Genomic DNA, 25,236 nt, shown 5'->3' with positions numbered 1-25,236 from the left:
CGCATGGACTCCCGGATCGCCCGCATCCGGCGCAAGCTGGCCAAGGTGCCTTATGCCGCACTGCGAAGCCACTCCTTCGGCGAAGACAAGCACGGGTTCCGCCTCGAACCGCCGCTGCCGGACGCAAAGATCGCCGAGTTCGAGGCCGACCACCACATCGAACTTCCCGATCCTTACCGCACTTTCCTGACCACACTGGGCGGGGGCGGCGCATCGCCTTTCTACGGCCTGCTGCCGTTGCAGTCATGTCGGCTGTTCACGATGGACCCCCGAGGCGAGCCCAGCTGCCCTCGGGGGTTCACCTTCGCCGGCGGCCCGCCTCACCGAAGTGACCTTTTCCTGCACATCGTCGAGGCAGGGTGCACCGACCTGGTGCTTCTCGGTATCACCGGTCCCCTGACCGGCCGCGTCATCACCGGAAACGCCGACGGCTTCTGGGGCCCCAACGTCTCGTCGGCCACCGACTTCCTGGCCTGGTACGAACGCTGGCTCGACCACATGCTCGACGGCCGTGACAACCATGACCTGGAACTGACCTCGCCCGCCCTGCGAGCGCCTCTCGATCGCGCCCTGAGGAAGCACCGCGGCCAAGAGGATCTGTCACGCAACCAGGAATCCGGAGTCATGTCATCCGATTGAGGACGGGCCGGAGTCGCTGGTCGCGGGGGCGATCACATGACATCGAGGCTGAGAACCTACAGTGCGACGAAGTGCCCTCGCTCGAGGGCGAGATCGTTGTCGGTCCGAGGGGGGAGAGGGCGGGATGGCGCTGAACAAGAAGGGCTCTCGGCGGATCACCGTCGACGGGTTGGAGTACCGCTGGCGGATCCGGAGGAAGCCCTCCTACATGCAAGGACTCTGCTGGATACCGATGACCTACGCGGTCGAGGCGGCCAAGCCCGGCCATCCGGGCACGACTCTGGTGGTCACCACCAGCCAGGCCCATCCCGGCAACTGGTTGGGTGTCGAGGCGGAGCCCATTCGCCCTGCTCATGTGGCTGCGAGTATTCGAGAAGCACGGAATCAAGGCTGGGACCCGGTGTCGGCCGGTTGTCCGTTCCAGCTCGATCGATCCGCGGGATTCGTCTCCCGGCCGTGAGGCACAGCGGAGAGGTTCGGCGCATCCCGAAGACGAGTGATGAGCCCTGTCCGTGTGTCCCGGTAATGCGGTCGACGTAGCGGGCCGGTGGCGATAGACCTGCTGCATGACGTCCTCTTCGGAAGAACTGCTCCCCGGTACGCGGCGGGCTCTGCTGCACCGGATCGCCGTCGCTCAGAGCGAGGGCCGTGCGCCGTCGTTCGCTGCCGCCGTCCAGCGTGACGGGCACCTGGTGTGGACGGGCGCCCGTACTTGTGTGGACGGGCATGCGCCGGACGCCGACACTCAGTACCGCATCGGTTCCATCACCAAGCCGTTCACCGCGGTTCTCGTGATGCGGCTGCGCGACGAAGGGCTGATCGACCTCGAAGACGCCCTGGAGAAGCATCTGCCCGGCACCGGTGCCGGCGAGGTGACCGTCGCTCAACTACTGGGGCACAGCGCGGGGTTGAGTGCCGAGGCGCCGGCACCCTGGTGGGAGCGGACGCCGGGCTCGACGCGGCCCGAACTGTCCGACGTGCTCGGCGACGGTACGGGGACGCATCCCGCGGGCCGGCGGCACCACTACTCCAACCCCGGGTACACCTTGCTCGGTTCCCTGGTCGAAGCGGTCCGCGGGGTGTCGTGGGAGGAGGCGCTGAGACAGGAGGTCTTTGAGCCGCTGGGGCTGTCCAGGACGAGTACGCAGCCGCAGGCGCCCCATGCGGGTGGCTGGGCGGTCCATCCATGGGCGGATGTGATGCTTCCGGAGCCCGCGGAGGACCTCGGGCTGATGGCCCCCGCCGGACAGCTGTGGTCCACCGCCGCGGACCTGTGCCGGTTCGCCGCCTTTCTCGCCACAGGGAACGACCTGGTGCTCGGCGCGGAGACCGTCCGGGAGATGCGGACGCCGTCCGTACCGCTGGAGGCGGGGGAGTGGAACAGCTCCTACGGGCTGGGGCTGCAGATCATCCGGAGCGAGGGGCGCACCCTCGTGGGCCACACGGGCTCGCTGCCGGGGTTCCTCGCGGGACTGTGGGTGAGCGTGGAGGACGGCGTCGCCGCCGTGGCGCTGGCCAACGCGACCTCAGGCCCGCCGGCGGCGACGGTGGCCGCGGATCTCCTACGTATCGTCGCCGACGCCGAGCCGCGTATCCCAGAGCCGTGGTGCCCGCTGCCCGAGGTCGATCAAGAGCTGCTGGCACTGACCGGCCCTTGGTACTGGGGAACGAACGCCTACGCTCTGCGCCTGGTCTCCGACGGAGGTCTGGAGCTGGACCCGCTGCGTGGCGGGGGCCGCCGTTCTCGCTTCCGCGCCGGTGCGGAGGGGACGTGGACCGGTCTGGACGGCTACTACGCAGGGGAGACGCTGCGGGTCGTACGCCGGGACGACGGTTCCGTGAGCCATCTGGATCTGGGCTCGTTCGTCTTCACCCGGGAACCCTATGAGCCCGGGGACGCCGTGCCCGGAGGCGTGGACCCCGCCGGTTGGCGAGGCTTCCGGTTCTGAGTCGCCGCTGAACCGTATGCCGTGTTTCACGTGAAACAGCCCGCGTAGGTTGTCCCGCTCGGGCGGCCTACGCGGTGCGGGCGGGAGCCTTGAGTTCCTTGACGGCCTTGACCAGCGGGGCGAGTTCGGGGTTCTTGGCTGCCTCGTCCAGGGCCTCGCGCAGAGCGGTGTCATTGGTGGGCCGTGCCTCCGAGAGCAGTTGGAGGCCGGCCTCGCTCACATCGGTGTAGATGCCGCGGCGGTCGGTCGGGCAGAGGTAGCGGGAGAGCAGACCGCGGTCCTCGAGGCGGGTGACGAGGCGCGTGGTGGCGCTCTGGCTGAGCACGACGGCGTCGGCCACCTGCTTCATCTGGAGGTGGCCGCCCTCGCCGTCGTGCTGCCGACTGAGTACGTCGAGGAGGGAGTACTCGCGGGCGCTGAGGTTGTGGTTGGCCTCCAGGGCCCGCTCCAGGTGGGACTCGATCCGGCCGTGCAGCAGCGAGAGGGCGCACCATCCCTGAGCCAGGGCGGTCAGGGCGGGGTCGGTCGCTGTCATGTGTCTCCTCCTCGACGTCGGAGCGGCTTATCCCAAGGGTAGTCCATGAATGCAATAGACCGCGTATGCAAGTAAGCGGCTCCTGCGGGCTCTCCCGGCTAGCCCGCAGCCACCGTCAGGGGTGCGAACCGGCGTGTCCAGTCGCCGGGCAGTTCGGGGATACCGAGGGTCATCACGGCGTTGAAGGCGATCGGCGCCAGGCCCCGCTCCTTCACCCAGGTGAGGAGTTCGTCGTGGCGCACGTCGATGTCCGTCCGCAGCGGCCGGTCCGTGCCGGCGGCCAGCGAGGAGACCAGGGCCTTCGCCGTCTCGGTGTCCCGGGCGATCAGGGGGCCGATGACATGGGTCTCCATGTTCGGCCATGCCGCCGCGTATCCCGTCAGCACCCCCTCTTCCTCCGCCACCCGGAGCTGATCGGCGAAGGCGGGAAGCCGCGCGATCATATGGGTGCGGTCGAGACCGAAGACCTCGTGGTCGAGGCGGAGTATCGCGGGCAGGTCCTCCGCCGTCGCCGGGCGGGTCTCCACCTGCGGCTGCGGCCCGGAGGGGGTGAAGCGGCCCCGGACCATCTCCGCGCGACCGGTTGTGGTGAGGCCCAGCTCTTCGTAGAGCGGCCGGCCGTAGGGAGTGGCATGGAGGGTGACCGGGAGGCTTCCGGTCTCCGTGAGCACATGCTTCATCAGACGCCGTCCGACGCCCTGCCGGGCATGGCGCTCCGCCACCAGCACCATGCCGACGGCGGCGAGGCCGGTGCCGTAGTGGGTGACCACGCAGGCGGTCACCAGTCCCTTGCCGTCGGGGTCGTCGATTCCGTAACCGGTACCTGCCGCGAGCAGCAGGCCCCACTTGTGCTCCTCGCGGGGCCAGCCGCGGTCCTCGGACAGATCGGCACAGGCTGCCAGATCGTCCGCAGTCAGCCGTCTGATGGGCAGGTCGGAGAGCGGTGTCTGCATGGGGTCAGGCTGTCCGACGCAGTGATCGTTCGTCCACCCCTTTTGGTGAACCGGCGGATACACGCAGCCGACGCCCGCGGCGCGTCAGCCCCCATGGCTTGAGGACGGAGATGACGGTCATGAAGACATAGGCGGACAGGGACACCGCCGGTCCCATGAGCAGGTCGCGCGGCTCGGCGACGACGCCTCCAGAGGCGACCGTGTCGGCCGCTCGGTTGACCTCCGGCCGGAGCATGAGGACGGACGCCGTGACGGTGGCAAGGGTCAGCCAGAACTTGGTGAAGACCCAGCGGTGCCGGGCCAGACCCCACTTGGTGCCCAGCGACAGCACCAGGCCGCTGGCAAGAGTGAGCAGAGCCACCGGCAGGACGAGCCAGTCGGTGAAGACCTTCATCGACGGGTACGACGCCTCGATCATGGCGGCCGATTCCGTGGTGTACGCCGCGAGCGCCAGCGCGAGCAGGCCAAGTGTGAGACCCAGCCAGCCGGCGGACGCGGAGACATGGACGACGAGGATGGCCCGGCGAACGGGACGTTTGAGTGGTTTCACGTGAAACACGGTGCCGGTGCAGGAGGTCCCGCCGCGTCTGACGGCGGGAGTACCCGTGGCTACTGACCTCGGCGTACTTGAGCGGGCGCCCGCGACTCCGTGCCCGCGATCCGGACGACCCTCGATCCGCGGGTTCGACGGCGCCGCTCGGCTCAGCCCAGGTCGGGCGCGTGCATGGCGCGTACGCCTTCGATATTGCCGTCCAGGTAGTGGCGCAGTGACAGCGGCACCAGATGTACGGCGGCGATCCCGACGCGGCTGAACGGCACCCGGACGATCTCGTACTCGCCGCGGGGCTCGTCGATCTCGGGGCCGTGCCGCAGGGCCGGGTCCATGGACTCCAGACGGCACACGAAGAAGTGCTGCACCTTCACACCGGTCACGCCGCCGTCGGCGATGTGCTCGACGGTGTCGACGAAGCACGGCACCACATCCGTGATCTTGGCGCCGAGCTCTTCGTCGACCTCGCGGTGGAGGGCGTCGATGACGGTGGCGTCCTCCGGCTCGACCCCGCCGCCCGGCGTCAGCCAGTACGGATCCATCCCGGGCTTGGTGCGCTTGATCAGTACGAGGTCGTCGCCGTCGAGCAGGATGGCGCGTGCGGTGCGCTTGACCACCGGTCGTTCGGTCATGGCAAGAGAGTGGCCCATGTCTCCGCTTCTGAAACGCGTGCGGGTGTTCTGGTGCCGTGTCCGTCACCAGGCGACGGCCGCGCTCAGCAGCCCTTCGTGTGCGCGGGCGATGTGCGAGTGGGCGAGGGTGCCGGTCCGTATGACGAGGAAATAGGTGCGCAGCGGCGGCACGGGAGGGTCGAGGAGAGCGATCACGCGTCCCTCCGCGAGGGCTTCCTCGCACAGATAGCGGGGCAGTACGGCGAGCCCGGCGCCGGAGGCCGTGGTCTCCAGAACGGCTCTCAGGTCCGGTGCGATGACGGTGCCTGCCGCAGCCGGCGGGGAGTCGAAGACGGCGTGCCAGTAGCGCGAGACGAACGGCAGGGATTCATGGACCTCCACCACCGGAAGCTGCTCCAGGACGACATGGCCCTTGCGGAGCACCGTGGGCCCCAGATGCGCTGCCCACCGGGGAGCCGCGACGAGTACGTGCTCCTCGTCGCAGAGCGCGGTCGCGGTGAGCAGCCTGCCCCGTGGCCGCGCGGTGGCGATGGCGAGGTCGTGGTGGCCGGCGGCAAGTCCCTCGAGGACTTCCTCCGCGTTTCCGAAGGAGGCGCGTAAGGCGAGCCCCTGGTTGATCAGAGGCGTGAGCGCGGGGAGTGCGCGGACCGAGGTGAACTCGGGCGGGCCGGCGAGATGGAGGGTGCGGGTCCCCGCCTCGCTGTCGAGCCGGGCCTCCGCTATCTCGATGAGGGCGTCCAGGTGAGGAGCCGCCCGGTGGGCGAGCTCGTCGCCGATGGTGGTGGGGGTGACGCCGCGCGCCCGGCGCAGGAAGAGCGGCTTGCCCAGCTGACGCTCCAGCGTGCGGATCTGGCCGGTGACCGCGGGCTGGGAGAGTCCGAGCAGTGCGGCGGCGCGCGTGAAGGACCCGGCCCGGTGCACGGTGACGAATGTGCGCAGCAGGGCCAGATCCATGCCATGCCCTTCCCGATCCGACGTTCCCCCCGAACCAGGCCAACTATAAATATGTCGATAGGTCTCTGTCGCTACTGTGATTGGACACTGACGCTGAGTCAACTAGCCTTGTCGACACGGTTCTTGGCGCGCGAGGACCGAGGCGGTCCGAGCCATGAGGGGGGAGGCTCGGACCGCCGTTCACGTGCGGCGCCCGCCATGGCCCGCGTGCCACGGCGGGCACGTGCTTCACGCGGTGGGCACGGCCCCGTCCAGCGCGCGCAGCACATCGGCGACCAGGTCCTCGCCGTCCTCCGCCCCCGCCGAGAAGCGGATGAAGCCCTCCGGGACGGCGTCACCGCCCCAGCGGCCGCGGCGTTCGGCCGTGGAGCGCACCCCGCCGAAGCTGGTCGCGTCGTCGACCAGCCGCAGCCCCTCGAGGAAGCGCTCCGCGTGGTCGCGGTCGGGCAGACAGAAGGACACCACACAGCCGAAGCGCCGCATCTGCCCCGCCGCGACCTCGTGCGCGGGGTCGGTCGGCAGCCCCGGGTGGCGCAGACCGCTGACCTCCGCGCGGCCGCCGAGCGCGCGGGCGACGGCCAGTGCGTTCGCGCTCTGCCGGTCGGCGCGCAACTGCAGCGTGGCCAGCGACCGGTGCGCGAGCCACGCCTCCATCGGACCGGGGATCGCCCCGACGATCTTCCGCCAGCGCCGTACCCCGGCCGCCAGCCGCGGGTCACGACAGGTCACGTGACCCAGCAGGATGTCGCCGTGGCCGGTCATCCCCTTGGTGTCGCTGGCCACCGAGAAGTCGGCGCCGAGCTCCAGGGGGCGCTGGCCGAGCGGCGTGGCCAGGGTGTTGTCGACGGCGACGAGCGCGCCTGCCGCGTGGGCCGCGTCGGCGAGCCGCCGTACGTCGCACACGTCGAGCCCGGGGTTCGAGGGGGTCTCGATCCACAGCAGCCGCGCCCCGTCGAGCAGGGCCGCCTGGGCGTCGCCTCCGGTGGGGGCCGTGCGGACCTCGATGCCGAAGGCCCGCAGCTGCTCGTGCACCAGCGGCAGGGCCTGGTATCCGTCGTCGGGCATGACGACGACGTCTCCCGATGTCAGCTGCGACATGAGCACGGCCGAGATCGCCGCCATGCCCGAGGCGAAGGAGACGGTCTCGACCGTCTCCCCGGGCGCCTCGAGCTCACCGATGGCCCGCTCCAGGTGGGTCCAGGTCGGGTTCTCGTCCCGGCCGTAGGTGTACGGGCCGGTCGGGTCGCCCGGGAGGTGGAAATGGGCGGCGAAGACCGGTCCGGGCAGGGTCGGTTCGTACTTCACCGGCTCGGGCAGCCCGGCCCGTACAGCGGTGGTGCCGTCGCCGTGGGGGGCCGCGGTCGGGTCGTTCACGGTCAGTCCTTGTCGGGCAGGACGAGGTTCAGCGCCCACGAGACGATGGAGATGATCAGGCCACCGAGGACCGCCGTCCAGAAGCCGTCGACGTGGAAGCTCAGGTCGAAGGTGTCGGCGAGCCACGAAGTGAGCAACAGCATCAGCGCGTTGATCACCAGGGTGATCAGACCCAGGGTCAGGATGAACAGCGGCAGGGTCAGCAGCTTGACCACAGGCTTGACGAGGAAGTTGACCACGCCGAAGAGCAGCGCGACCAGGAGCAGCGTCCACGCCTTCTTTCCGGTGCTCTCACCGGTCAGGGTGATGTCCTGCAGCAACCACACGGCCACCCACAGGGCACCTGCGTTGGCGATCGTCTTGACTAGGAAATTCATCATGTGTCTGATCGTGGCAGACGTGATCGGACCAAGTGCAGGGGCGGGACCACGATGAAGGCATTCAGATTGGACGACCTGGAGGCGGAGCGTGCCGCGAACGACGGTGCGTATCTGCAGTTCCTGCGCGAAAGGAACATGTCGGTCGGTCTGTATGCGCTGGACGCCGGGGAGACCGACCCCCAGCTCCCCCACCGTCAGGACGAGGTCTACTTCGTGGTGAGCGGCCGGGCGTCGATCACTGTGGGGACGGAGACCACGCAGGTCGCGCGGGGCAGCGTGGTGTACGTGCCGGCGGGGGTGCCGCACAAGTTCCATCACATCAGCGAGGACCTGCGGGTCATGGTGGTCTTCTCTCCGCCTGAGGGCTGACGTCCGGTGCCTGATCCGAACGGCAGACCCTAGGGGGACGGTCAGGGGAGTTCAAGGGCTCGCGGCCCCCTGTCGGCGTTCTCGGCCGCCTAGCATCGAAGGCAGGCAATACGGAGAAACGAGGTAGGGGCGATGGCTGTGCAGGAGATATTCGCGGGGATGCCGTGGTGGGTGAAGTGGGTCGCCGTCCCGGTGATCGCGCTGGTCGTTTTCGGCGGACTCATCGTGAGCGTCGTCGGATTCGTGGTCGGGCTGCTCTTCAAGCTGCTGGTCTTCGTCGCCCTGGTCGGCGGACTGGTGTTCCTGGTACGGAAGTTCATGGCGGCCTCCGGGTCGCGCGGTGACTGGTAGCCGAGCGGGCGGCCGCGGGGCCGCCCGTTAACCCGGGAGGGGGAAACGACCGGAACGATCCGTGTTCCGAACGGTGCTGCCATTAGAGTGGTTCAACGCTGCCGCCGCCGGGAAATGGCCGGAGCAGGATCGCTCTCACCAGCGCTTCGGCGCGGCGCGGAGCTGAACGGCCGTTCCAGGACCTGGGGCTGCGGCGGCCGCGGGGGCGGCCCCCGCGGGCGGGCGCGCTGCCCGTCACCACGCCTGGGGGTGACCTGTGGCCGGGGGAACGAAAGCCGCTCCCGCACCGACTCTGATCGGCTCCGTACAGCGGGCGCTGAGACTGCTGGAGGCCGCCGGCGCACATCCGGACGGGGCCCCCGCGAAGCTGCTCGCGCGCGAGGCCGGAATACCGCTGCCGACCGCCTACCATCTGCTGCGCACGCTGGCCCACGACGACTATCTGCGGCGCCGGAAGGGCCTGTACGTCCTCGGGGACGCGGTGGAACGGCTGGTCACCGGCGGATCACCGGAGAGCCGCCGCAGCACCCTCGAGGGGTCCCTCGCCCACTGGCGGGACGCGATCGGCGTCCCTGTCTACTTCGCCGTCTACCGCGAGGGCGAGATCGAACTCGTCGCCGTCTCCGACACGCCGTACGCCCCGGCGGTGCCCGAGTGGGCCGACTTCCGTGAGACCGCGCACGCGCACGCGCTCGGCCAGTGCCTGCTGGGCCAGCTCGATGAGCCGGCGCGCAGCGACCATCTGAGCCGCCATCCCGTGCAGCCCGTGACGCCGTACACCGTGCCCGACCGGCGCACCCTGCTCGACCGGCTGGCGGCCCATCGGTGCATGCAGCCCGTCGTGGAACGACAGGAATATGCAATTGGCACAGTCTGCGCTGCTATTCCGGTCACGCTCGGTTCCGGAGTCGCGACGATGGCCATTTCCCTACCCGTCGATCAAGAGGCCAGACTGCTTCCGGCGGTTGAGCAGTTGCGCACGGCAATCGGTGGGCTGTTGGGGTCACTTGCCTTCTCTATCAGTATCTGAAATATCACTCCTTGTGATCTGCTAGCCCTTCCACCACGATGACGCAAGAGGGCCTGGGGGATCGTTCCTGGCCGCTTTCTTCTTGCTTTGCCGTACGGGTTTCATTCAATGCTTCATCTGCGGGGTATGTGATGCGCGAGTCGGTCCACGCCGAGATTCAGATGAGCTTTCTCGTCTCCGAGGAGCTCTCCTTCCGGATTCCGGTCGAACTGGGTTATGAGACCAGGGATCCGTATGCCGTCCGGATGACCTTCCACCTGCCCGGTGACGCGCCGGTGACCTGGACGTTCGGGCGGGAGCTGCTGCTCGACGGGATCAACGGGCCGAGCGGGGACGGCGATGTGCACATCGCGCCCGTCGGGCCTCGGACCCTCTCCGACGTCAGCATCAGGCTCCGTGTCGGCCGTGATTCGGCGCTCTTCCGGGCGGGGGCTGCGCCGCTCGTCGCGTTCCTCGACCGTACGGACAAGCTGCTGCCCATGGGCCAGGAGCTCACGCTGGGTGACTTCGAGGTGAACCTGGAGGAGGCGCTCGGGCGCATCCTCGCCGAGGAGAACGCCGGCTGACGTGCCCCCGGCGCCCGCGGCGTCACCGCTTGCGCCGTCGTCCCCTGCCCGCGCGGGCCGGCGCGGCGTCCGGCGCCGCCGCCGGGCCGGGGCGGTCGGCGGAGACCACCAGCGTGGCGAGCGCCGTCGTCACCGGCACCGAGGCGACCAGCCCGATCGAGCCCACCAGGGTCCGTACGATCTCCTCGGCCACCAGCTCGCTGTTGGCGACGGTGCCCACGCTGGACTGCGCGATGGAGAAGAGCAGCAGCAGCGGCAACGCGGCGCCGGCGTAGGCGAGTACGAGCGTGTTGACGACGGACGCGATGTGGTCGCGGCCGATACGGATGGCGGAGCGGTACAGGGCGCGCGGGCCCATGTCCGGGTCGGCCTGGTGCAGTTCCCACACCGCGGAGGTCTGCGTCACCGTCACGTCGTCGAGCACGCCGAGCGAGCCGATGATGACCCCGGCGAGCAGCAGACCGCTCATGTCGATCTCCGGATACAGGCCGTGGATCAGACCGGTGTTGTCGTCGGTGTTGCCGCTCAGGCTGGCCCAGCCGATGAACAGCGAGCCCAGCAGCCCGATGAGCAGCAGCGAGATCAGGGTCCCCAGCACCGCGACGGAGGTCCGCGCGGTCACGCCGTGACACAGATAGAGCGCGATCAGCATGATGGCGCTCGCCCCGACCACCGCCACGACCAGCGGATTCGAGCCCTGCAGGATGGCCGGCAGGATGAACAGCGTCAGGATCGCGAACGAGGCCACGAGCGAGATCAGGGCCATCACCCCGCGCAGCCGGCCCACCAGGACCACGACGACGGCGAAGATCGCCGCCAGCAGCGCCATCGGGAAGCCCCGGTCGATGTCCGTGACCGAGTACTGGAGGTCGCGCGGCGCGTCGGGGGCGTAGGCGACGACGACGCCCTGGCCCTCCTTCAGCTGCCGCGGCGCGTCCGGCTGGACGATCTCGACGAAGGTCCGGCCCTTGTCCTTGCCGGTGGTCACCTCGACGGTCGCCTTCGCGCACTGCCCCTGCTGCGAGTTGACCGCCTCGCGCCCCTGGGGCGTGGAGGTGTCACCGGTCGGCGGGACCTGGGCGGCGTTGACGTCCTCGCAGTCGACTCTCTGGAGCGACACCACCTTGCCCTGCTCCGTCTGCCGGTCGAAGCCGACGCCGGTGCGCTCGTGCCCGGGCGCCCCGCCGGGCCACAGGACGGCGAGCCCGACGAGGACGGCCGTCGCGAAGGGGATGAGTACGGCCGCGATGACCCTGCGAAGGTGCTGGGAGACCGGAGCGGCGGGCCCATGAGCGTGCGCATGACTGTGGGCGTGGCCGTGCGGTTTCGGGGGCTGCTGCGATGAAGTCACGGACCGATCATCGCAAGAGCGGGAGGGGCCCTCTGTTCAGCGCGCCAGACATGACGCTAGCGTGGTGGCACCTTTGCACACGCGGGAGCTCGGAGCACCGGGCTGAGAGGGCGCTGACCTTCGTACATCCGTACGGGACAGCTGCGCCGACCGCCGAACCTGTTACCGGGTAATGCCGGCGTAGGGAGTAGGTCTCATGACCGTATCGGACGCAAGCACGCCTGCCTCGAACCAGAACGACGAGGCCGGGAAGTCCATCGGCTGGCACAAGGGATACGTCGAGGGCTCGCGCCCCGACCTCCGTGTGCCGGTACGCAAGGTGCACCTCACCAACGGCAAGGACGTGACGCTGTACGACACGTCCGGCCCGTACACCGACCCGAACGTCGACACCGACGTACGCCGTGGGCTGCCGCCGCTCCGGGAGAACTGGATCATCGGCCGCGGCGACACCGAGGAGTACGCGGGGCGGCCCGTCCGCCCCGAGGACGACGGGGTCAAGCACACGTCCCCGCGCGGCGGGCTCCGCAACCTGGACGCGGTCTTCCCCGGCCGCCCGCGCCAGCCCCGCCGGGGGCGCGACGGTCGGCCCGTGACCCAGCTCGCCTACGCGCGCCGGGGCGAGATCACGCCGGAGATGGAGTACGTCGCCATCCGCGAGAACGTCTCCCCCGAGGTGGTTCGCGAGGAGATCGCGGCCGGCCGGGCCGTGCTGCCGGCGAACGTGAACCACCCGGAGATCGAGCCGATGATCATCGGCAAGCGGTTCCTGGTTAAGGTCAACGCCAACATCGGCAACTCCGCCGTCACTTCCTCCATCGAGGAGGAGGTCGACAAGATGACCTGGGCGACCCGCTGGGGCGCCGACACGGTCATGGACCTGTCCACCGGGCGCAACATCCACACCACCCGAGAGTGGGTGCTGCGCAACTCCCCCGTGCCGATCGGGACCGTGCCGCTGTACCAGGCGCTGGAGAAGGTCGACGGCAAGGCCGAGGAGCTGACCTGGGACGTCTACAAGGACACGGTCATCGAACAGGCCGAACAGGGCGTCGACTACATGACCGTCCACGCGGGCGTGCTGCTGCGCTACGTTCCGCTGACGGCCCGCCGCAAGACCGGCATCGTCTCGCGCGGCGGCTCGATCATGGCGGCGTGGTGCCTGGCGCACCACAAGGAGTCGTTCCTGTACGAGAACTTCGAGGAGCTCTGCGAGATCCTCGCCGCCTACGACGTGACGTACTCCCTCGGCGACGGCCTGCGGCCCGGTTCGATCGCGGACGCCAACGACGAGGCGCAGTTCGCGGAGCTCAGGACGCTCGGTGAGCTCAACACGGTCGCCAAGCGCATGGGCGTGCAGACCATGATCGAGGGCCCGGGCCACGTCCCGATGCACAAGATCAAGGAGAACATCGACCTCCAGCAGGAGATCTGCGAGGAGGCGCCGTTCTACACGCTCGGCCCGCTGACCACCGATGTGGCGCCCGCTTACGACCACATCACCTCCGGCATCGGAGCGGCGATGATCGCCTGGTGGGGCACGGCGATGCTCTGCTACGTGACGCCCAAGGAGCACCTGGGCCTGCCGAACCGCGACGACGTGAAGACCGGCGTCATCACCTACAAGATCGCCGCCCACGCGGCCGACCTCGCCAAGGGGCACCCGGGCGCGCAGGAGTGGGACGACGCGCTGTCCGACGCCCGCTTCGAATTCCGGTGGGAGGACCAGTTCAACCTGGCTCTCGACCCGGACACGGCACGGGAGTTCCACGACGAGACGCTGCCCGCGGAGCCGGCGAAGACCGCGCACTTCTGCTCGATGTGCGGTCCGAAGTTCTGCTCGATGAAGATCAGTAGAAGCATCACAGAGCGGTTCGCCCCGGATCTCGCCGTGACCGGCGACGATGACGTTGAAGCGGGCATGCTGGCCAAGTCGAAGGAGTTCGCGGAGGCGGGCCACCGCGTCTACCTGCCTATTGCGGACTGATCTCCTGACGTCTCAGCGTCCCTCGGCATACGCTCCGGGGGACGCTGTCGTCTCTCACGAAGCGTGCCGCGGCAGGACAAGTCTTGGTGGCACGGCCCGGGCGGCGACCTCTGTCTGGACTGGTCTCCGGTGCCGGTCGACGCGTTCGCGGGACCGGAAGACGTCGCCGAGTTCCACGTCAGCGTCCATGAACAGCCGATCAAGCCAAGTGCCTTGCCCCGATCGGTCAGCGAGTCGGGCCTGTGTCCCTCGCAGGTTCCGGTAAGCACGGCTCTGACGACCCGGATGGGTGCGGCCGGGCCGCGGGTCTGAGCGCATCGGCTCCGTCAAGGATGGGTCGGCTCTCAGCTCACTCCAGAATGGCGAGGTGGTCGGCGGCGCCCCCGCGCCACTCGATCAGGAAGAGGGTCGCGTCGTCACTGGTGCTCCCGCCCCTTTCCTCCTTCAGGGCATGTGAGAGCGAGCGCACCACCGCCCGCACTCCCTCCTCGGTCTGCTCGATGCGGTTGACCCAGTGGAGGAGTTGTTCCTCGCCGAACTCTTCTTGGCCGGCTTCGTGCTCCTCGATCAGGCCGTCGGTGAAGCACAGCACCCGGTCGCCGCGCTCGAGCTTTTGCTCGCTGACCTGGGGCTTCTCACCTCCGAAGCCGACCGGGAAGGTGGTGGGGCCGTCCAGCTGCCGCAGGACCTGGTGGTTGCGGATCAGCAGCGGTGCGGGGTGGCCCGCGTTGACCCACTGCAGGTGGCCGGATGCGATGTTCAGGCGCATCATCTGCGCCGTGACGAAGTGTTCCGGGCCGAACTGCTCGGCGATGGCCCGGTCCATGAACGCGTAGATCTCGGACAGGCCGATGTCGGCCCGTCTGGAGTGCCGGTAGGCGCCGATGGCGACGGTGGCCATCGTGGCGGCGTTGAGGCCGTGGCCCATCGCATCGAGCACGGCCACGTGCAGGATGTCGTCGTTGAGGGCGTAGTCGAAGCTGTCGCCGGCGACGTTGTAGGCGGGTTCCAGGATTCCGGCCACCGCGACCTGTGGGACGGACATCGCCAGCGGCGGTAGCAGAGACCACTGGATCTCCGCAGCCACGCTCATGGGTTCGCGGCGCCGGGCGAGGAAGAACTGGTCGGTGTAGCTGTGCTTGGTGACCAGCATGTCGGCGATCAGGCCGGCGAGCCTGCGCAGCAGGCGCCGGTCGTCGTCATCGACGGTCTCCAGGGTGAGGGCGAGGACTCCCACCTGGTCGCTGCCGTCCAGCAACGGTAGATACATCCGCAGGCCGTCGGCCTGCGGTACCTCGACAGGGGTTGCGTTCAGGAAGGCCGTGCCGGCGTGGGAGTCCCCGATCGGCTCGGGCTCACCGACGCTCAGCCCCCTGCCCGGCAGCGGCATGAGCAGGAGCTGTGCATAGTCCTGCAGGAGGATCGAGATATCCCGGCCACCGACCCGGGCCACCTCTTCCGCGATCAGCGGGGCGATCAGCTGCGGCGGCATCTCGTGCGCCCGGTCCAGCAGCACCCCCAGCAGCCGCTCACCGAACCCCTCCGACCGGTCCACCGTGTCCTTGCCGGGCTGCCGATCGCCCTCCGCCATAGCCGTGCCCTTTCACGTCACCAGCCCTGATTCGCCTTCGCCTGCACGCCGGCTGTCTCCGACGAGTGGGTCGCCGGGGCAGCCGTGTGCTCGGCTTCGGTGCCTTGCTGCCAGGATCCGCTTGATCACTACCGTCGCGCCGACCGTGCGCAACGGCCCCGGCGCATACACACCGGGGCCGCCCATCCGGGCCGGTCGCACGTGAGATGTGCGCCGACCCATTCACCATGTTATGCCTGTGCCACTTATCCGGCACAAAGGGCTTTTTACCTCATGCGTTCCTTGATCGGTAAGGGCTCGGCGCCGTGTCAGCCCCGTTCGGTCTCTTCGGCCTCCATGAGCCGGATTCCCTGATGCGTCAGCGTGACCATTGCGGGTGTGTTTTCCTGTGCCCAGTCGACTGTGACGAGTCCCTCGCCCGCCAGGTATGCACACGCTGCGGCCAGGTCCTGCTCAGGCATGTGGAGATCGTCGCGCAGCTTCGCCCCGGTGACGCCAAGGAGGCGATTGCCTTCCGTGGCCTCGTACAGGGTCTGCATGACCGCTTCGCGGTAGCTCTTCCGCTCATGGAGTGTTGCCATGATTGCTGCCCCCTCGTGCCGGGCACCGACGAGGGTCCTTGTCTGCGTCATCCGCGGCCCCGTCGCGGTGGGTGGTGGCGACGGGTGATCCGGCATGTTCTGCCGGCCGTCGTATCTTCCGGCTCCGTCGGCCGATTCCCGGCAAGGCGTCGCCGTAGTGGAATGCTGCGATCCGCTCATCGTGCCGGTCATTGAGCAGATGGATCAGCAGCCCTCCGATGACGATCATGGCGATGATCACGGACATGGTGATGGCGATCTCCACGACCTCACATCCCTCGGACGCAACGCGTGGATCCGGGCGGGTTCGGGTTCTCAGCCGTCGCTGAGGCGCGCCCGCCGTCGGTCTCCCACTCCTCTTCCCGGTCCAGCGATTCCTGCGCCTCCCGGGAGGTGTCCTCGTTCGTCATCAGAGCGCCGGCGGGGGCGAGCCCGCCGGGGGTGGTTGCGGCGGCCATCAGCCGTGCGGCGCCGGCCGCGCCGGTCTCCGGCGGGATCACCAGCAGGTCCCAGCGGCCCGCAGTGTAGGAGAGCAGGATCAGCTTGTGCGGGTCCTGCTCGTCGGCGAACCAGCCCACGTGCACCGTGTGCCCTGCCACGGGCACCTTGCGCGGGATCACGGGCCAGTGGGTCGGGTTCACCGTCACACGCGTGATCCGGCCCCAGCGCGCGTCCAACACGGCGATGAGTGCAGGCAGTTCGCGAGAGAGATCGCGAGAGCGAGGCCACCAGGCGCCGTCCAGGAGACCCGGGGCGGCCCCACCCGCGGTCAGAGACAGGCGGACCGGTGGTGAGGTCACGCGCTCACTGACAGTCATACGATCGAGGGTCGCGGTCATGGCGCGGACCTGTCCCCGGGGACTGTCTTCGACGCCCCGGTGTTGTCGCTCGCCGAGAACGACACCGGCGTGGGAGCCGGCGTGCGAAGTACTCCCGGTGGTTCCACTGTACTCCGGGCACGGTCCGCTGAACCTCGCGTGACCAGCCATTTCATCCACGAGGAGCTTCTGCTCGATGAAGATCTCCCAGGACATCCGCCGCCGGCACGGCGGCGACCAGGAGGGGATCGAGGCCGGCATGGACGAGAAGTCACGGGAGTTCGCCGCCGCGGGCAACCGGGTCTATCTGCCGATCGCCGACTGAACCGTCGGACGGACCGCCCGCCACCTCCGGGAGGTGGCGGGCGGTGGTCCCTCCAAAGCGGCGCCCCGGGGCGGCCCGGCGAACCTGCCCGGTCCCCGCCCGGCGGCGCCTCCGTATGGTTCCCGCATGAGAGGTGGTCTCTGGGGCGCGGGACTGAGCGACTGGTACGGGCCTGCCACGCCGGTCGTTCGCAGCCTGCGCGCGTACCGGCCGAATCGTCGCGGACACATCAAGCTCGTGCGCTGGTTGCGCGTGGTGCTTCTGCGGCTTCTGGCATGTGTCATGGCAGGGTTCGCCGGCGTGGTCGCCCTGGATGAGGAGATCACCTTGCCCGACGGGTACCGCGCCGTGCTGGGCGCCTGCGTTCTGGCCGGCGCGTCATGGATCTGGCGGTGCTCCCTCATCAGGGTCGTTCTGCGCCCCGGCCAGATCGTTCGCTTCGGCATGTTCCGGCATACGGTCGTGCCCGTCGGCGCGGTCAGGCGGCTGCACCGCGATTCCTACCGCGGTGCGCTCAAGCTGGAGACGGTCGGCGGCGAGGAGATCGACTTCTACTGGTTCGAGGGATCTCTCTGGGACCTCGTCTACGACTTCTCCGCCGTCTGCGCCGACGCCATGCGCGCCCACGCACGGAGGGCTGTCCGAGATCCCGGCAGGGTGGGCGACGCTGTCCTGTCGCGCCGAGTCACCTGGTCGGTCGGGGCCGAGCTGCTCGCCGCCGGTGCCGTTGCCGGTCTGGTCGCCGGACTCGTTGCCGCAGTGCGGGGTTGAATTCCGCTCGATGAAGTCCTGAGAGAGCCGCGGGCCGGTGTCGTGTCTGCGGCGTAAGCGGTGTCAGCTCCGACGGCACGCGAGCCGCGCACCGCCGGCTGCACGGACACGGCTACGTCGCGGTCCTGGTGCCGATCCTCGCCGTGAGCGTCCGCCGGCTGCACGACACCGGCCACTCGGCGTGGTGGCTGCTGATGTACTTCGTCCCGCTCGCCGGTGCCATCGTCATGCTGGTCTTCATGGTCTCCGAAGGCCAGGCCGCGGAGAACAAGTACGGCGCCAACCCGAAGTCGCTGCCCGCGGCAGTCTGATCCGGGGTTCCGGCCGTGCCGGAACACATCGAGCATGGGTCCGGACGGGCGTTTCACCGTCCGGACCCATCGCTTTGCCGACGTGCGGCCGACACACCATGCCCGGGCCCGGGCACCGGTCCAGCCGGTGGTCAGTCCGGGCGGTGGTCGGGGCCGCCGAAGTCGGGGCTGGTGAAGTCCGGGCTGGTGAACGTCGGGCGCTGGCCGGTGGCCGCCCCGTCGGCGGGGCTGGAGAAGTCCGGTCCGCTGTATCCCATCTTCGGCATCCGGCTCACCGGCCGCGGCGGCTGCGTGGACGCCGGGTCGGCGCTGGGATCGGCGAGGGCGGCCCGCAGGAAGGGCAGGATGCCGCGTTCCAGCAGGGCGTGGCGCCAGGCGTCCTTGGCCCGCGACACCTCGTCGGGCAGCTCACCCGCCGGGCTGTCGTCCGCCACCTGGGCGGCCCCGTTGCGCAGGGCCGTCAGCAGCAGTCCCACCGCGGCGACCAGGATCGCGGCAGCCGTCAGCGCACCGAAGAACCACCCCGCCGTCAGCAGGGAGTCGGCGAAGGCCAGGGCGGGCGTGAGCATCTTCAGGACGTAGCCGACCAGGAGGAAGATCGCCGCCGCCGTCCCCGCGAGGAGCGGTGCCAGCACGGCGATGACCGCGGCGAATCCGGCCCCGCCCTCTGCCGTCTCGTCGGCCGCGGACCCCAGGACGGAGCCGCGCACCGAGGTGGCGGACCTGGGCGCGCGCAGCTGCCCGCGCACCTTCACGTAATGCTCGTACTCGGCGGCGGCGGAGGTGGTGATCAGCGCCGTCGCGTTCAGTGCCATGGTGCGCAGTTGCTCGGTGTTGAGGCGCAGACCCACCGCGGCGAGGTCCGGCCGCTCGTGGGCGTTGCGCAGTGCCTCGTCGAGGACGCGCTGGTATTCGGCGCGGTCCTCGTTCAGCAGGTGCGGAGCGCTGTTCATGTGCATCCCCCGATGCTCCGCCCGCCGGACGGCCCGTCTTTCCCGGGCAGTTGGGCGTAAGCGGAGGAGAGTCTGCTACGGATACGCCGATGGTAGAGCGGTTACGGCACAGCGTGACAGAGGGTTTCCGTAAATCGCCTGCCGCGAGTGACCTCAGTTGGGCAGCGGGAGCTGCTGGACAAGGAGCTTTCCGGCCATGGTCACGCCGCCGTCCATGGCGATCGCGAGCCCGTCCGCGTACACGTGCGGGCCCTCGACCACCGGGCGGTCGCCGTCCTCGCCATCCTCGGTGCCCACCTCGCCCAGCAGATACGGAATGGGGCTGTGACCGTGGACGATGCGCCTGCCGCCGTAGGCGCCGAGCAGTTCGCGCACCGCCTGCGGGCCGCCGTCGTCGCGGAAGGCGAAGCGCTTGGTGAATTTGCGGAACAGGTCCCAGCACTCGTCCGCGTCGTTCCGGGTGAGGATCGCGTGCACGGTGTCGTTGACGTCCGCGATGGTCGACCCGTAGTCCAGATAGGCGGTCGTGTCGGAGTGCAGAAGCAGGTGGCTGTCCTCCTCGACGATCGCGTCGAGCCTGGCCATCCACTGCAGATGGACCTCCTGCAGCCGGTCCATGTCGGCCTTCTGCCCGCCGTTGAGAAGCCAGGCGGCCTGGAAGGTGGCGGTGCCGGCACCGGAGTTGACGGGTTTGTCGCCGAAGCGTTTGGCGCCGAGCAGCAGCAGTTCGTGGTTGCCCATCAGGGCCTTGCAGTAGCCGCCGGCGGCGGCGGCCTCGGCCGAGAGGCGCATGACGAGGTCGATCACCCCGATGCCGTCGGGGCCCCGGTCGGTGAAGTCCCCGAGGAACCAGAGCCGGGCGTTGCCCGCGGCCCAGCGCCCTTCGGCGTCGATGAGTCCCTGCGCGGTCAGGGCCGCCACCAACTCGTCGAAGTAGCCGTGGACGTCGCCCACGACGTACAGCGGGCCGAGCCCCTCGGATGCGGGCAGGTCGGCCGGGTCGACATGGACCTGGACCGTGTCGCCGGGGCCGCCCCGCCTGATGACGGGCAGATCGCGTGCGGTGGGGGTGTAGCCCTCCGGTGGCTCGCCCTCGGGGAGGGCGTTCCCGGGATGGCCCGGAGGGACCGGGCCCGTCGTGTCCGACTGCACGGGAACCTGCGCGTACGGCGGTACGCGGAAATCGCGCAACGTCGCCGTCCGCACCACGGGTCCTTGACCGGCCCCCTGAGTCATCGACCCCTCCACCACCGTCGCGCCGCCGTTCACCTCTCGGCCCAGCCTGGTCCGGGTGGTCCGCGGTGTCGTTCGCCCATCATAGGAATGAGCCAGGCAGTGTGTGACGCACCAGGGGTGGTGAATCCTCGAGCACCCCCGGTTCACCGGTTGTTTCGTCCCGATTGGGGAGTTCCGCTCCCTCGCGCGGCACGGGCCGGGCGTGTCCGGCCGGCTCCGCGGGACGCGCCGCGCTTTGTCGGACCGGCCCGCGGGACGTACCGCGGACCGTCGAGTTCTCCCGGCCAAGAGCCCCGGCTCAGCGGGTTCTAGGGCCGCGAGGGGGACCGCGGAGCGCTCACAGTCGTCCGCGGGGGGCGGCGCTGCGACGACGTCCTGACGATCAGTTCCGTGGGTATCACCTGCTCGATCGGCAGGTCCTTGTCGATTCCCTCGATCGCGTCGATGAGTAACTGGACGACCGCCGTGCCGATTCTGCGCGGCTTGAGCGAGAGCGTGGTGATGGGCGGCTCGGTCGTGGCGTAGACCGTCGACTCGCTGCAGCACACGAGCAGCAGATCGTCGGGGACCCGCAGTCCGTAGCGGCGGGCGGCGGCGAGCAGATCGGTGCCGTTGGGGTCGAAGAGCCCGTACACCGCGTCCGGCCGGTCCGGCCGGGCCAGCAGTCGGTCGGCGGCGACGGCGCCGGCGCACGGGTCGTGCGCGGGGTAGGACTCGTAGACGGGGTCCTGGCCGACGCGTTCGCACCAGTGGAGGTAGGCCGTGGTCGAGAGCCGCGTATAGGTGTCGGTGGTGGTGCCGGTGAGCAGACCGATCCGGCGGGCGCCGGCGGCGGCGAGATGGTCGAGCAGGTCGAGTACGGCGGCTTCGTGGTCGTTGTCCACCCAGGCGGTGACCGGGAGGGTGCCGGCGGGGCGGCCGTCGGAGACGACGGGCAGTCCCTGGCGGACCAGTTCGGTGACGACCGGGTCGTGGTCGGAGGGGTCGATGACGACGGTGCCGTCGAGGGCGACGTTCGACCAGACGTCGTGTCTGGAGGTGGCGGGCAGGATGACCAGCGCGTAGCCGCGTGCGAGAGCGGCCGAGGTCGCGGCTCTGGCCATCTCCGCGAAGTACGCGAACTCCGTGAAGGTGAAAGGTTCATCCCCGTATGTCGTCACGGTCAGGCCGATCAGGCCGGACTTCCCGGTACGGAGGGTGCGGGCCGCGGCTGACGGGCGGTAGCCCAGCCGGTCCGCGACCTCTCGGACGTGTCGGCGGGTGGCGTCCGGGAGCCGGCCCTTCCCGTTGAGGGCGTCGGAGACGGTCGTGATGGAGACGCCGGCCGCGGCGGCCACGTCTCTGATGCCTGCCCGACCCTGTCTGCCGCCCCGGCGGGTTGTGTCCGTCCGGCTCACCTGGTGCTTCCCTGCTGCTGTCATGGCGTGCCGATAGTAGGGCTCGCACAGGGGGGCCTACCGGTCGCATATGCACGCGTTGACAGGCACGTTTCTGCATGATCATTGAGCCTCTATTCCCTTGTAAGCAAAGGGAGTTGAAGGCTCAGAGCGTGGAGTGTCCGGTGCTGGGTCGCTGATGCCTGGCGAAGGGGCCATGTCTCGAAGAGGTCTCAACTCATCATTACGGGTGACGCGCGCCACGGCGCGAGCCACCGGCGCGCGCCATGGCGTCCGGCGCTCCCCCCGTATTGCGCCCTTCGCCCCGCTTCCGGTCGGGTCCGGCGTGGGTCCTTCGTGTCCGGCCATTCGCAGCAGCGGCGAATCCTCATAAGGTGAGCAGTATTGGTTGAGCGGTACCGATGTGCACGGACGGTCGAGGAGGACCTGCGGTGAGCGAGACGAGCCCCAAGCTGCGCGCCGAGCTGGACGGCATCCCCACGTACAAGCCGGGCAAGCCGGCGGCGGCCGGCGGCCCGGTGGCCTACAAGCTGTCCTCCAACGAGAACCCGTATCCGCCGCTGCCCGGTGTGATGGAGAGCGCCATGGCCGCGGCGCAGAGCTTCAACCGCTACCCCGACATGGCCTGCACGGGCCTCATGAACGAGCTCGCCGACCGGTTCGGGGTGCCGGTGACCCATCTGGCCACCGGCACCGGCTCCGTGGGCGTGGCGCAGTCGCTGCTGCAGTCCACCTCCGGCCCCGGCGACGAGGTGATCTACGCCTGGCGCTCCTTCGAGGCGTACCCGATCATCACGCAGATCAGCGGCGCGACGTCGGTGAAGGTCCCGCTCACCGAGGGGGAGGTGCACGACCTCGACGCCATGGCGGACGCCATCACCGACCGGACGCGGCTGATCTTCGTGTGCAACCCCAACAACCCGACCGGCACCGTGGTGCGCCGCGCCGAGCTGGAGAGGTTCCTGGACCGGGTGCCCTCCGACGTGCTGGTGGTGCTGGACGAGGCGTACCGGGAGTTCATCCGTGACGCCGACGTCCCCGACGGTCTCGAGATCTACCGGGACCGGCCGAACGTGGCAGTGCTGCGCACCTTCTCCAAGGCGTACGGCCTGGCCGGCCTGCGGGTCGGCTTCGCGGTCGCCCACGAGCCGGTGGCCGCGGCGCTGCGCAAGACGGCCGTGCCGTTCGGTGTCACGCAGCTCGCGCAGGACGCGGCGGTCGCCTCGCTGCGCGCCGAGGACGAGCTGCTGGGCCGGGTCGGCTCCCTGGTCACCGAGCGCGCCCGGGTTCACCACGCTCTCGTGGAGCAGGGCTGGACGGTGCCGCAGACGCAGGCGAACTTCGTCTGGCTGCGCCTCGGTGAGCGCACGCTCGACTTCGCCGCGGCGTGCGAGAAGGCCGGCGTCGTGGTCCGGCCGTTCGCGGGTGAGGGCGTGCGGGTGACGATCGGCGAGTGCGAGGCGAACGATGTGTTCCTGCACACAGCCGAGACGTTCCGCAAGGGCTTCTAGAGGCCTGCGGCTTGTCGTGCTTATGACCCCTCGGCCGGTTCGACCAGCTCGACCCTGAGCGGGTCACCGGAGCGGATACTCGCAGGCAGGCGGGGGTCGCCGTCGATCCGGCCCAGCAGGTTGCACGGGCCGGCGAGGCGGCACTCGTCGCCGCGCGAGATGGGCGTCGGTCCGTACGGGAGGGCGAGGGCGTCGCCGTCGGTCCAGAAGACGACGGTGCCGGGCTCCACCACCTGGCGGGCGCCCGGCTCCGGGGCGACGCTGACCGGGGTGGCGAAGTAGACCTCCTCTCCCCACGTCTGCGCGGTCGCGGAGAACGGCAGAACCCCCATGAGCGCCTTGCTCGTGGGGGTTTCTTCGATGGTGGCGGTCAGGTGTCCGGTCGGCCATGAGACGCGTATCTGCATAGCCGAAATTCAACAATATGTTGAAGTTCTTGGGAAGGGTCCCGCAAGGGTGACCCCCCGATCGAAGGTGCGGATTTCGTATGCGCCATAATGCTTGTGAATGTGAACGCGTTCACAAGCACGCCCCGGTTCCTCCTGGAATCAGTGGAAAGGGAGGGGTCGGCTGCCGCTCGACCGCGGCGACGTAAGGAGAGACGACGTGGACCTCGCTCTGGCGCCCGAGACCTTGGCGCGATGGCAGTTCGGCATCACCACCGTCTACCACTTCCTGTTCGTACCCCTCACGATCTCGCTCGCCGCGCTCACCGCCGGCCTGCAGACCGCCTGGGTGCGGACGGGCAAGGAGAAGTACCTCAGGGCCACCAAGTTCTGGGGCAAACTCTTCCTGATCAACATCGCCATGGGCGTGGTCACGGGCATCGTGCAGGAGTTCCAGTTCGGGATGAACTGGTCCGACTACTCCCGGTTCGTCGGCGACGTCTTCGGCGCACCGCTCGCCTTCGAGGCGCTGATCGCCTTCTTCTTCGAGTCCACCTTCATCGGGCTGTGGATCTTCGGCTGGGACAAGCTGCCGCAGAGGATCCACCTGGCCTGCATCTGGATGGTCTCGATCGGCACGGTCCTCTCCGCGTACTTCATCCTGGCGGCCAACTCCTGGATGCAGCACCCGGTCGGCTACCGGATCAACGAGGAGCGCGGCCGGGCCGAGCTCACCGACTTCTGGCTGGTACTGACCCAGAACACGGCGCTCACCCAGTTCTTCCACACCATGACGGCGGCCTTCCTGGTCGGCGGCGCCTTCATGGCGGGCATCGCGGCCTTCCACCTGGCGCGCAGGAAGCACATCCCGGTGATGCGGACCTCGCTGCGGGTCGGTCTGGTCACCGTCGCCGTCGCCGGTCTCATGACCGCGGTCAGCGGCGACCTGCTCGGCAAGGTGATGTACGAGCAGCAGCCCATGAAGATGGCGGCCGCCGAGGCGCTGTGGGACGGGGAGGCGCCCGCGCCGTTCTCCGTCTTCGCCTACGGCGACGTCGACAAGGGACACAACAAGGTCGCCGTCGAGATCCCCGGCCTGCTGTCGTTCCTGGCGCACAGCGACTTCGACTCGTACGTCCCCGGCATCAACGACGTCAACGAACAACTCCAGGAGACATACGGCCCCGGTGACTACCGGCCCAACATCCCCGTCGCCTACTGGGGCTTCCGCTGGATGATCGGCTTCGGCATGGCGTCGCTGACCATCGGCCTGATCGGACTCTGGCTGACCCGGCGCAAGTTCCTGCTGCCCCGCGCGCTGCGGACCGGAGAGGACGAGGTGCCGAATCTGGTGCTGTTCCGGAACAAGGCGCTCAGCCCCCGGCTGGGCAGGTGGTACTGGCTGATCGCGCTGTGGACGATGGCCTTCCCGCTGATCGCCAACTCCTGGGGCTGGATCTTCACCGAGATGGGCCGGCAGCCGTGGGTCGTCTACGGCGTGCTGCGCACCCGTGACGCCGTCTCCCCCGGTGTCTCGCAGGGCGAGGTCCTCATCTCGATGACCGTCTTCACGCTGCTCTACGCGGTGCTCGCCGTGATCGAGGTCAGGCTGCTCGTGAAGTACGTCAAGGCGGGACCGCCCGAACTGACGGAGGCCGACCTCGCCCCGCCCACCAAGATCGGCGGCGACGACCGTGACGCCGACCGGCCGATGGCCTTCTCCTACTGAGGCCCGT

General features: G+C 69.2%; 29 protein-coding genes. 13 read left to right on the top strand and 16 right to left on the bottom strand.

Translation table 11 applies throughout. The annotated features are described in order from the left end of the window. The first annotated feature begins 3 nt into the window (after nucleotides 1-3). The 3 genes from ACWD01_RS04745 to ACWD01_RS04735 all read left to right on the top strand — a co-directional run bounded on the left by ACWD01_RS04745 (nucleotide 4) and on the right by ACWD01_RS04735 (nucleotide 2,588). A complete protein-coding gene (locus tag ACWD01_RS04745; RefSeq protein WP_451158075.1) occupies nucleotides 4-639 on the top strand; it encodes an SMI1/KNR4 family protein in 636 nt (211 codons plus the stop codon). A 124-nt stretch (nucleotides 640-763) separates the two neighbouring features. Further along, nucleotides 764-1,099 (top strand): hypothetical protein, encoded by a 336-nt coding sequence (locus ACWD01_RS04740; RefSeq protein WP_451158073.1) that lies wholly within the window; start codon nucleotides 764-766, stop codon nucleotides 1,097-1,099. 106 nt (nucleotides 1,100-1,205) lie between these two features. Continuing rightward, nucleotides 1,206-2,588, top strand: a complete 1,383-nt coding sequence (locus tag ACWD01_RS04735) for a serine hydrolase domain-containing protein (protein ID WP_451158071.1) — start codon at nucleotides 1,206-1,208, stop codon at nucleotides 2,586-2,588. A 67-nt stretch (nucleotides 2,589-2,655) separates the two neighbouring features. Here the strand turns inward: ACWD01_RS04735 and ACWD01_RS04730 are convergent, their stop codons facing one another. The 7 genes from ACWD01_RS04730 to ACWD01_RS04700 all read right to left on the bottom strand — a co-directional run bounded on the left by ACWD01_RS04730 (nucleotide 2,656) and on the right by ACWD01_RS04700 (nucleotide 7,966). Then, nucleotides 2,656-3,123 carry a MarR family winged helix-turn-helix transcriptional regulator gene (locus tag ACWD01_RS04730; protein ID WP_451158069.1) on the bottom strand — a complete coding sequence of 156 codons (468 nt, stop codon included), beginning with the start codon at nucleotides 3,121-3,123 and terminating at the stop codon, nucleotides 2,656-2,658. A gap of 98 nt (nucleotides 3,124-3,221) precedes the next feature. After that, nucleotides 3,222-4,076 (bottom strand): GNAT family N-acetyltransferase, encoded by an 855-nt coding sequence (locus ACWD01_RS04725; RefSeq protein ID WP_451158067.1) that lies wholly within the window; start codon nucleotides 4,074-4,076, stop codon nucleotides 3,222-3,224. 4 nt (nucleotides 4,077-4,080) lie between these two features. Then, nucleotides 4,081-4,626, bottom strand: coding sequence for a DUF2269 domain-containing protein (locus ACWD01_RS04720; RefSeq protein ID WP_451158065.1), 546 nt, complete (start codon nucleotides 4,624-4,626; stop codon nucleotides 4,081-4,083). A 152-nt stretch (nucleotides 4,627-4,778) separates the two neighbouring features. Beyond that, nucleotides 4,779-5,258, bottom strand: a complete 480-nt coding sequence (locus ACWD01_RS04715) for an NUDIX domain-containing protein (RefSeq protein ID WP_451158063.1) — start codon at nucleotides 5,256-5,258, stop codon at nucleotides 4,779-4,781. A gap of 63 nt (nucleotides 5,259-5,321) precedes the next feature. Further along, nucleotides 5,322-6,212 carry a LysR family transcriptional regulator gene (locus ACWD01_RS04710; RefSeq protein WP_451158061.1) on the bottom strand — a complete coding sequence of 297 codons (891 nt, stop codon included), beginning with the start codon at nucleotides 6,210-6,212 and terminating at the stop codon, nucleotides 5,322-5,324. Between the two features lie 228 nt (nucleotides 6,213-6,440). Next, nucleotides 6,441-7,586, bottom strand: coding sequence for a cystathionine gamma-lyase (locus ACWD01_RS04705; RefSeq protein WP_451158059.1), 1,146 nt, complete (start codon nucleotides 7,584-7,586; stop codon nucleotides 6,441-6,443). A 2-nt stretch (nucleotides 7,587-7,588) separates the two neighbouring features. Next, a complete protein-coding gene (locus ACWD01_RS04700) occupies nucleotides 7,589-7,966 on the bottom strand; it encodes a phage holin family protein (protein WP_451158057.1) in 378 nt (125 codons plus the stop codon). 51 nt (nucleotides 7,967-8,017) lie between these two features. On the opposite strand from ACWD01_RS04700, the gene ACWD01_RS04695 reads away from it, so the two are divergent. The 4 genes from ACWD01_RS04695 (at nucleotide 8,018) to ACWD01_RS04680 (ending at nucleotide 10,282) form a co-directional block, all read left to right on the top strand. Beyond that, a complete protein-coding gene (locus tag ACWD01_RS04695; RefSeq protein WP_451158055.1) occupies nucleotides 8,018-8,335 on the top strand; it encodes a cupin domain-containing protein in 318 nt (105 codons plus the stop codon). A gap of 138 nt (nucleotides 8,336-8,473) precedes the next feature. After that, nucleotides 8,474-8,686 carry a DUF5326 family protein gene (locus tag ACWD01_RS04690; RefSeq protein ID WP_451158370.1) on the top strand — a complete coding sequence of 71 codons (213 nt, stop codon included), beginning with the start codon at nucleotides 8,474-8,476 and terminating at the stop codon, nucleotides 8,684-8,686. A 256-nt stretch (nucleotides 8,687-8,942) separates the two neighbouring features. Continuing rightward, the gene (locus ACWD01_RS04685; protein WP_451158053.1) at nucleotides 8,943-9,716 is read left to right on the top strand and encodes an IclR family transcriptional regulator; all 774 of its coding nucleotides are present in this window, start codon (nucleotides 8,943-8,945) and stop codon (nucleotides 9,714-9,716) included. Between the two features lie 131 nt (nucleotides 9,717-9,847). Further along, complete coding sequence (locus ACWD01_RS04680) at nucleotides 9,848-10,282, top strand: SsgA family sporulation/cell division regulator (protein WP_451158051.1); 435 nt, start codon at nucleotides 9,848-9,850, stop codon at nucleotides 10,280-10,282. Between the two features lie 22 nt (nucleotides 10,283-10,304). On the opposite strand, the gene ACWD01_RS04675 is transcribed toward ACWD01_RS04680, so the two are convergent. After that, nucleotides 10,305-11,633 carry a YibE/F family protein gene (locus tag ACWD01_RS04675; protein WP_451158049.1) on the bottom strand — a complete coding sequence of 443 codons (1,329 nt, stop codon included), beginning with the start codon at nucleotides 11,631-11,633 and terminating at the stop codon, nucleotides 10,305-10,307. A 196-nt stretch (nucleotides 11,634-11,829) separates the two neighbouring features. Here ACWD01_RS04675 and thiC point away from each other — a divergent pair, with 196 nt between their 5' ends. Beyond that, on the top strand, nucleotides 11,830-13,620 hold the full coding sequence (thiC, locus tag ACWD01_RS04670) for a phosphomethylpyrimidine synthase ThiC (RefSeq protein WP_451158047.1): 1,791 nt from the start codon (nucleotides 11,830-11,832) through the stop codon (nucleotides 13,618-13,620). A 349-nt stretch (nucleotides 13,621-13,969) separates the two neighbouring features. Here the strand turns inward: thiC and ACWD01_RS04665 are convergent, their stop codons facing one another. The 4 genes from ACWD01_RS04665 to ACWD01_RS04650 form a co-directional block, all read right to left on the bottom strand. Next, entirely contained in the window at nucleotides 13,970-15,211 is a 1,242-nt protein-coding gene (locus ACWD01_RS04665; protein WP_451158045.1) for a PP2C family protein-serine/threonine phosphatase, read from the bottom strand. A gap of 308 nt (nucleotides 15,212-15,519) precedes the next feature. Then, complete coding sequence (locus ACWD01_RS04660; protein WP_451158043.1) at nucleotides 15,520-15,792, bottom strand: hypothetical protein; 273 nt, start codon at nucleotides 15,790-15,792, stop codon at nucleotides 15,520-15,522. Then, on the bottom strand, nucleotides 15,776-16,057 hold the full coding sequence (locus ACWD01_RS04655) for a hypothetical protein (RefSeq protein WP_451158041.1): 282 nt from the start codon (nucleotides 16,055-16,057) through the stop codon (nucleotides 15,776-15,778). Before ACWD01_RS04655 ends, ACWD01_RS04660 begins: the two co-directional genes overlap by 17 nt. A 4-nt stretch (nucleotides 16,058-16,061) precedes the next feature. After that, entirely contained in the window at nucleotides 16,062-16,631 is a 570-nt protein-coding gene (locus tag ACWD01_RS04650; protein WP_451158039.1) for a DUF5994 family protein, read from the bottom strand. A 175-nt stretch (nucleotides 16,632-16,806) separates the two neighbouring features. On the opposite strand from ACWD01_RS04650, the gene ACWD01_RS04645 reads away from it, so the two are divergent. The 3 genes from ACWD01_RS04645 (at nucleotide 16,807) to ACWD01_RS04635 (ending at nucleotide 18,017) form a co-directional block, all read left to right on the top strand. Next, a complete protein-coding gene (locus tag ACWD01_RS04645) occupies nucleotides 16,807-16,935 on the top strand; it encodes a hypothetical protein (RefSeq protein WP_451158037.1) in 129 nt (42 codons plus the stop codon). Between the two features lie 126 nt (nucleotides 16,936-17,061). Beyond that, a complete protein-coding gene (locus ACWD01_RS04640) occupies nucleotides 17,062-17,706 on the top strand; it encodes a hypothetical protein (protein ID WP_451158035.1) in 645 nt (214 codons plus the stop codon). 98 nt (nucleotides 17,707-17,804) lie between these two features. Then, nucleotides 17,805-18,017, top strand: coding sequence for a DUF805 domain-containing protein (locus ACWD01_RS04635; protein ID WP_451158368.1), 213 nt, complete (start codon nucleotides 17,805-17,807; stop codon nucleotides 18,015-18,017). A 131-nt stretch (nucleotides 18,018-18,148) separates the two neighbouring features. Here the strand turns inward: ACWD01_RS04635 and ACWD01_RS04630 are convergent, their stop codons facing one another. From ACWD01_RS04630 to ACWD01_RS04620, 3 genes are all read right to left on the bottom strand, one after another. Further along, entirely contained in the window at nucleotides 18,149-18,976 is an 828-nt protein-coding gene (locus tag ACWD01_RS04630) for a hypothetical protein (protein ID WP_451158033.1), read from the bottom strand. Between the two features lie 147 nt (nucleotides 18,977-19,123). Beyond that, the gene (locus ACWD01_RS04625; RefSeq protein ID WP_451158366.1) at nucleotides 19,124-20,221 is read right to left on the bottom strand and encodes a metallophosphoesterase; all 1,098 of its coding nucleotides are present in this window, start codon (nucleotides 20,219-20,221) and stop codon (nucleotides 19,124-19,126) included. 293 nt (nucleotides 20,222-20,514) lie between these two features. After that, nucleotides 20,515-21,627: a LacI family DNA-binding transcriptional regulator gene (locus ACWD01_RS04620; RefSeq protein WP_451158031.1), complete on the bottom strand. Its 1,113-nt coding sequence runs from the start codon at nucleotides 21,625-21,627 to the stop codon at nucleotides 20,515-20,517. Nucleotides 21,628-22,034: 407 nt separating this feature from the next. On the opposite strand from ACWD01_RS04620, the gene hisC reads away from it, so the two are divergent. Next, a complete protein-coding gene (gene hisC / locus ACWD01_RS04615; protein WP_451158029.1) occupies nucleotides 22,035-23,114 on the top strand; it encodes a histidinol-phosphate transaminase in 1,080 nt (359 codons plus the stop codon). Between the two features lie 20 nt (nucleotides 23,115-23,134). Here the strand turns inward: hisC and ACWD01_RS04610 are convergent, their stop codons facing one another. Beyond that, nucleotides 23,135-23,521 carry a cyclophilin-like fold protein gene (locus ACWD01_RS04610; RefSeq protein ID WP_451158027.1) on the bottom strand — a complete coding sequence of 129 codons (387 nt, stop codon included), beginning with the start codon at nucleotides 23,519-23,521 and terminating at the stop codon, nucleotides 23,135-23,137. A gap of 199 nt (nucleotides 23,522-23,720) precedes the next feature. Here ACWD01_RS04610 and ACWD01_RS04605 point away from each other — a divergent pair, with 199 nt between their 5' ends. Next, nucleotides 23,721-25,229: a cytochrome ubiquinol oxidase subunit I gene (locus ACWD01_RS04605; RefSeq protein ID WP_451158025.1), complete on the top strand. Its 1,509-nt coding sequence runs from the start codon at nucleotides 23,721-23,723 to the stop codon at nucleotides 25,227-25,229. The last annotated feature ends 7 nt before the right edge of the window (nucleotides 25,230-25,236 follow it).

The organism is Streptomyces sp. NPDC002835 (genome assembly GCF_053591995.1).
This window is presented reverse-complemented; position numbering and strand designations above follow the sequence as displayed.

Bases quoted from the DNA above. Each gene is read 5' to 3' on its own strand.
- ACWD01_RS04745 (WP_451158075.1), top strand. From the start codon at position 4: ATGGACTCCCGGATCGCCCGCATCCGGCGCAAGCTGGCCAAGGTGCCT.
- ACWD01_RS04680 (WP_451158051.1), top strand. From the start codon at position 9,848: ATGCGCGAGTCGGTCCACGCCGAGATTCAGATGAGCTTTCTCGTCTCC.
- ACWD01_RS04735 (WP_451158071.1), top strand. From the start codon at position 1,206: ATGACGTCCTCTTCGGAAGAACTGCTCCCCGGTACGCGGCGGGCTCTG.
- ACWD01_RS04665 (WP_451158045.1), bottom strand. From the start codon at position 15,211: ATGGCGGAGGGCGATCGGCAGCCCGGCAAGGACACGGTGGACCGGTCG.
- ACWD01_RS04645 (WP_451158037.1), top strand. From the start codon at position 16,807: ATGAAGATCTCCCAGGACATCCGCCGCCGGCACGGCGGCGACCAGGAG.
- ACWD01_RS04695 (WP_451158055.1), top strand. From the start codon at position 8,018: ATGAAGGCATTCAGATTGGACGACCTGGAGGCGGAGCGTGCCGCGAAC.
- ACWD01_RS04710 (WP_451158061.1), bottom strand. From the start codon at position 6,212: ATGGATCTGGCCCTGCTGCGCACATTCGTCACCGTGCACCGGGCCGGG.
- ACWD01_RS04610 (WP_451158027.1), bottom strand. From the start codon at position 23,521: ATGCAGATACGCGTCTCATGGCCGACCGGACACCTGACCGCCACCATC.
- ACWD01_RS04640 (WP_451158035.1), top strand. From the start codon at position 17,062: ATGAGAGGTGGTCTCTGGGGCGCGGGACTGAGCGACTGGTACGGGCCT.
- ACWD01_RS04650 (WP_451158039.1), bottom strand. From the start codon at position 16,631: ATGACCGCGACCCTCGATCGTATGACTGTCAGTGAGCGCGTGACCTCA.
- ACWD01_RS04700 (WP_451158057.1), bottom strand. From the start codon at position 7,966: ATGATGAATTTCCTAGTCAAGACGATCGCCAACGCAGGTGCCCTGTGG.
- ACWD01_RS04740 (WP_451158073.1), top strand. From the start codon at position 764: ATGGCGCTGAACAAGAAGGGCTCTCGGCGGATCACCGTCGACGGGTTG.
- ACWD01_RS04630 (WP_451158033.1), bottom strand. From the start codon at position 18,976: ATGCACATGAACAGCGCTCCGCACCTGCTGAACGAGGACCGCGCCGAA.
- ACWD01_RS04715 (WP_451158063.1), bottom strand. From the start codon at position 5,258: ATGACCGAACGACCGGTGGTCAAGCGCACCGCACGCGCCATCCTGCTC.
- ACWD01_RS04730 (WP_451158069.1), bottom strand. From the start codon at position 3,123: ATGACAGCGACCGACCCCGCCCTGACCGCCCTGGCTCAGGGATGGTGC.
- thiC (WP_451158047.1), top strand. From the start codon at position 11,830: ATGACCGTATCGGACGCAAGCACGCCTGCCTCGAACCAGAACGACGAG.
- ACWD01_RS04725 (WP_451158067.1), bottom strand. From the start codon at position 4,076: ATGCAGACACCGCTCTCCGACCTGCCCATCAGACGGCTGACTGCGGAC.
- ACWD01_RS04620 (WP_451158031.1), bottom strand. From the start codon at position 21,627: ATGACAGCAGCAGGGAAGCACCAGGTGAGCCGGACGGACACAACCCGC.
- ACWD01_RS04660 (WP_451158043.1), bottom strand. From the start codon at position 15,792: ATGGCAACACTCCATGAGCGGAAGAGCTACCGCGAAGCGGTCATGCAG.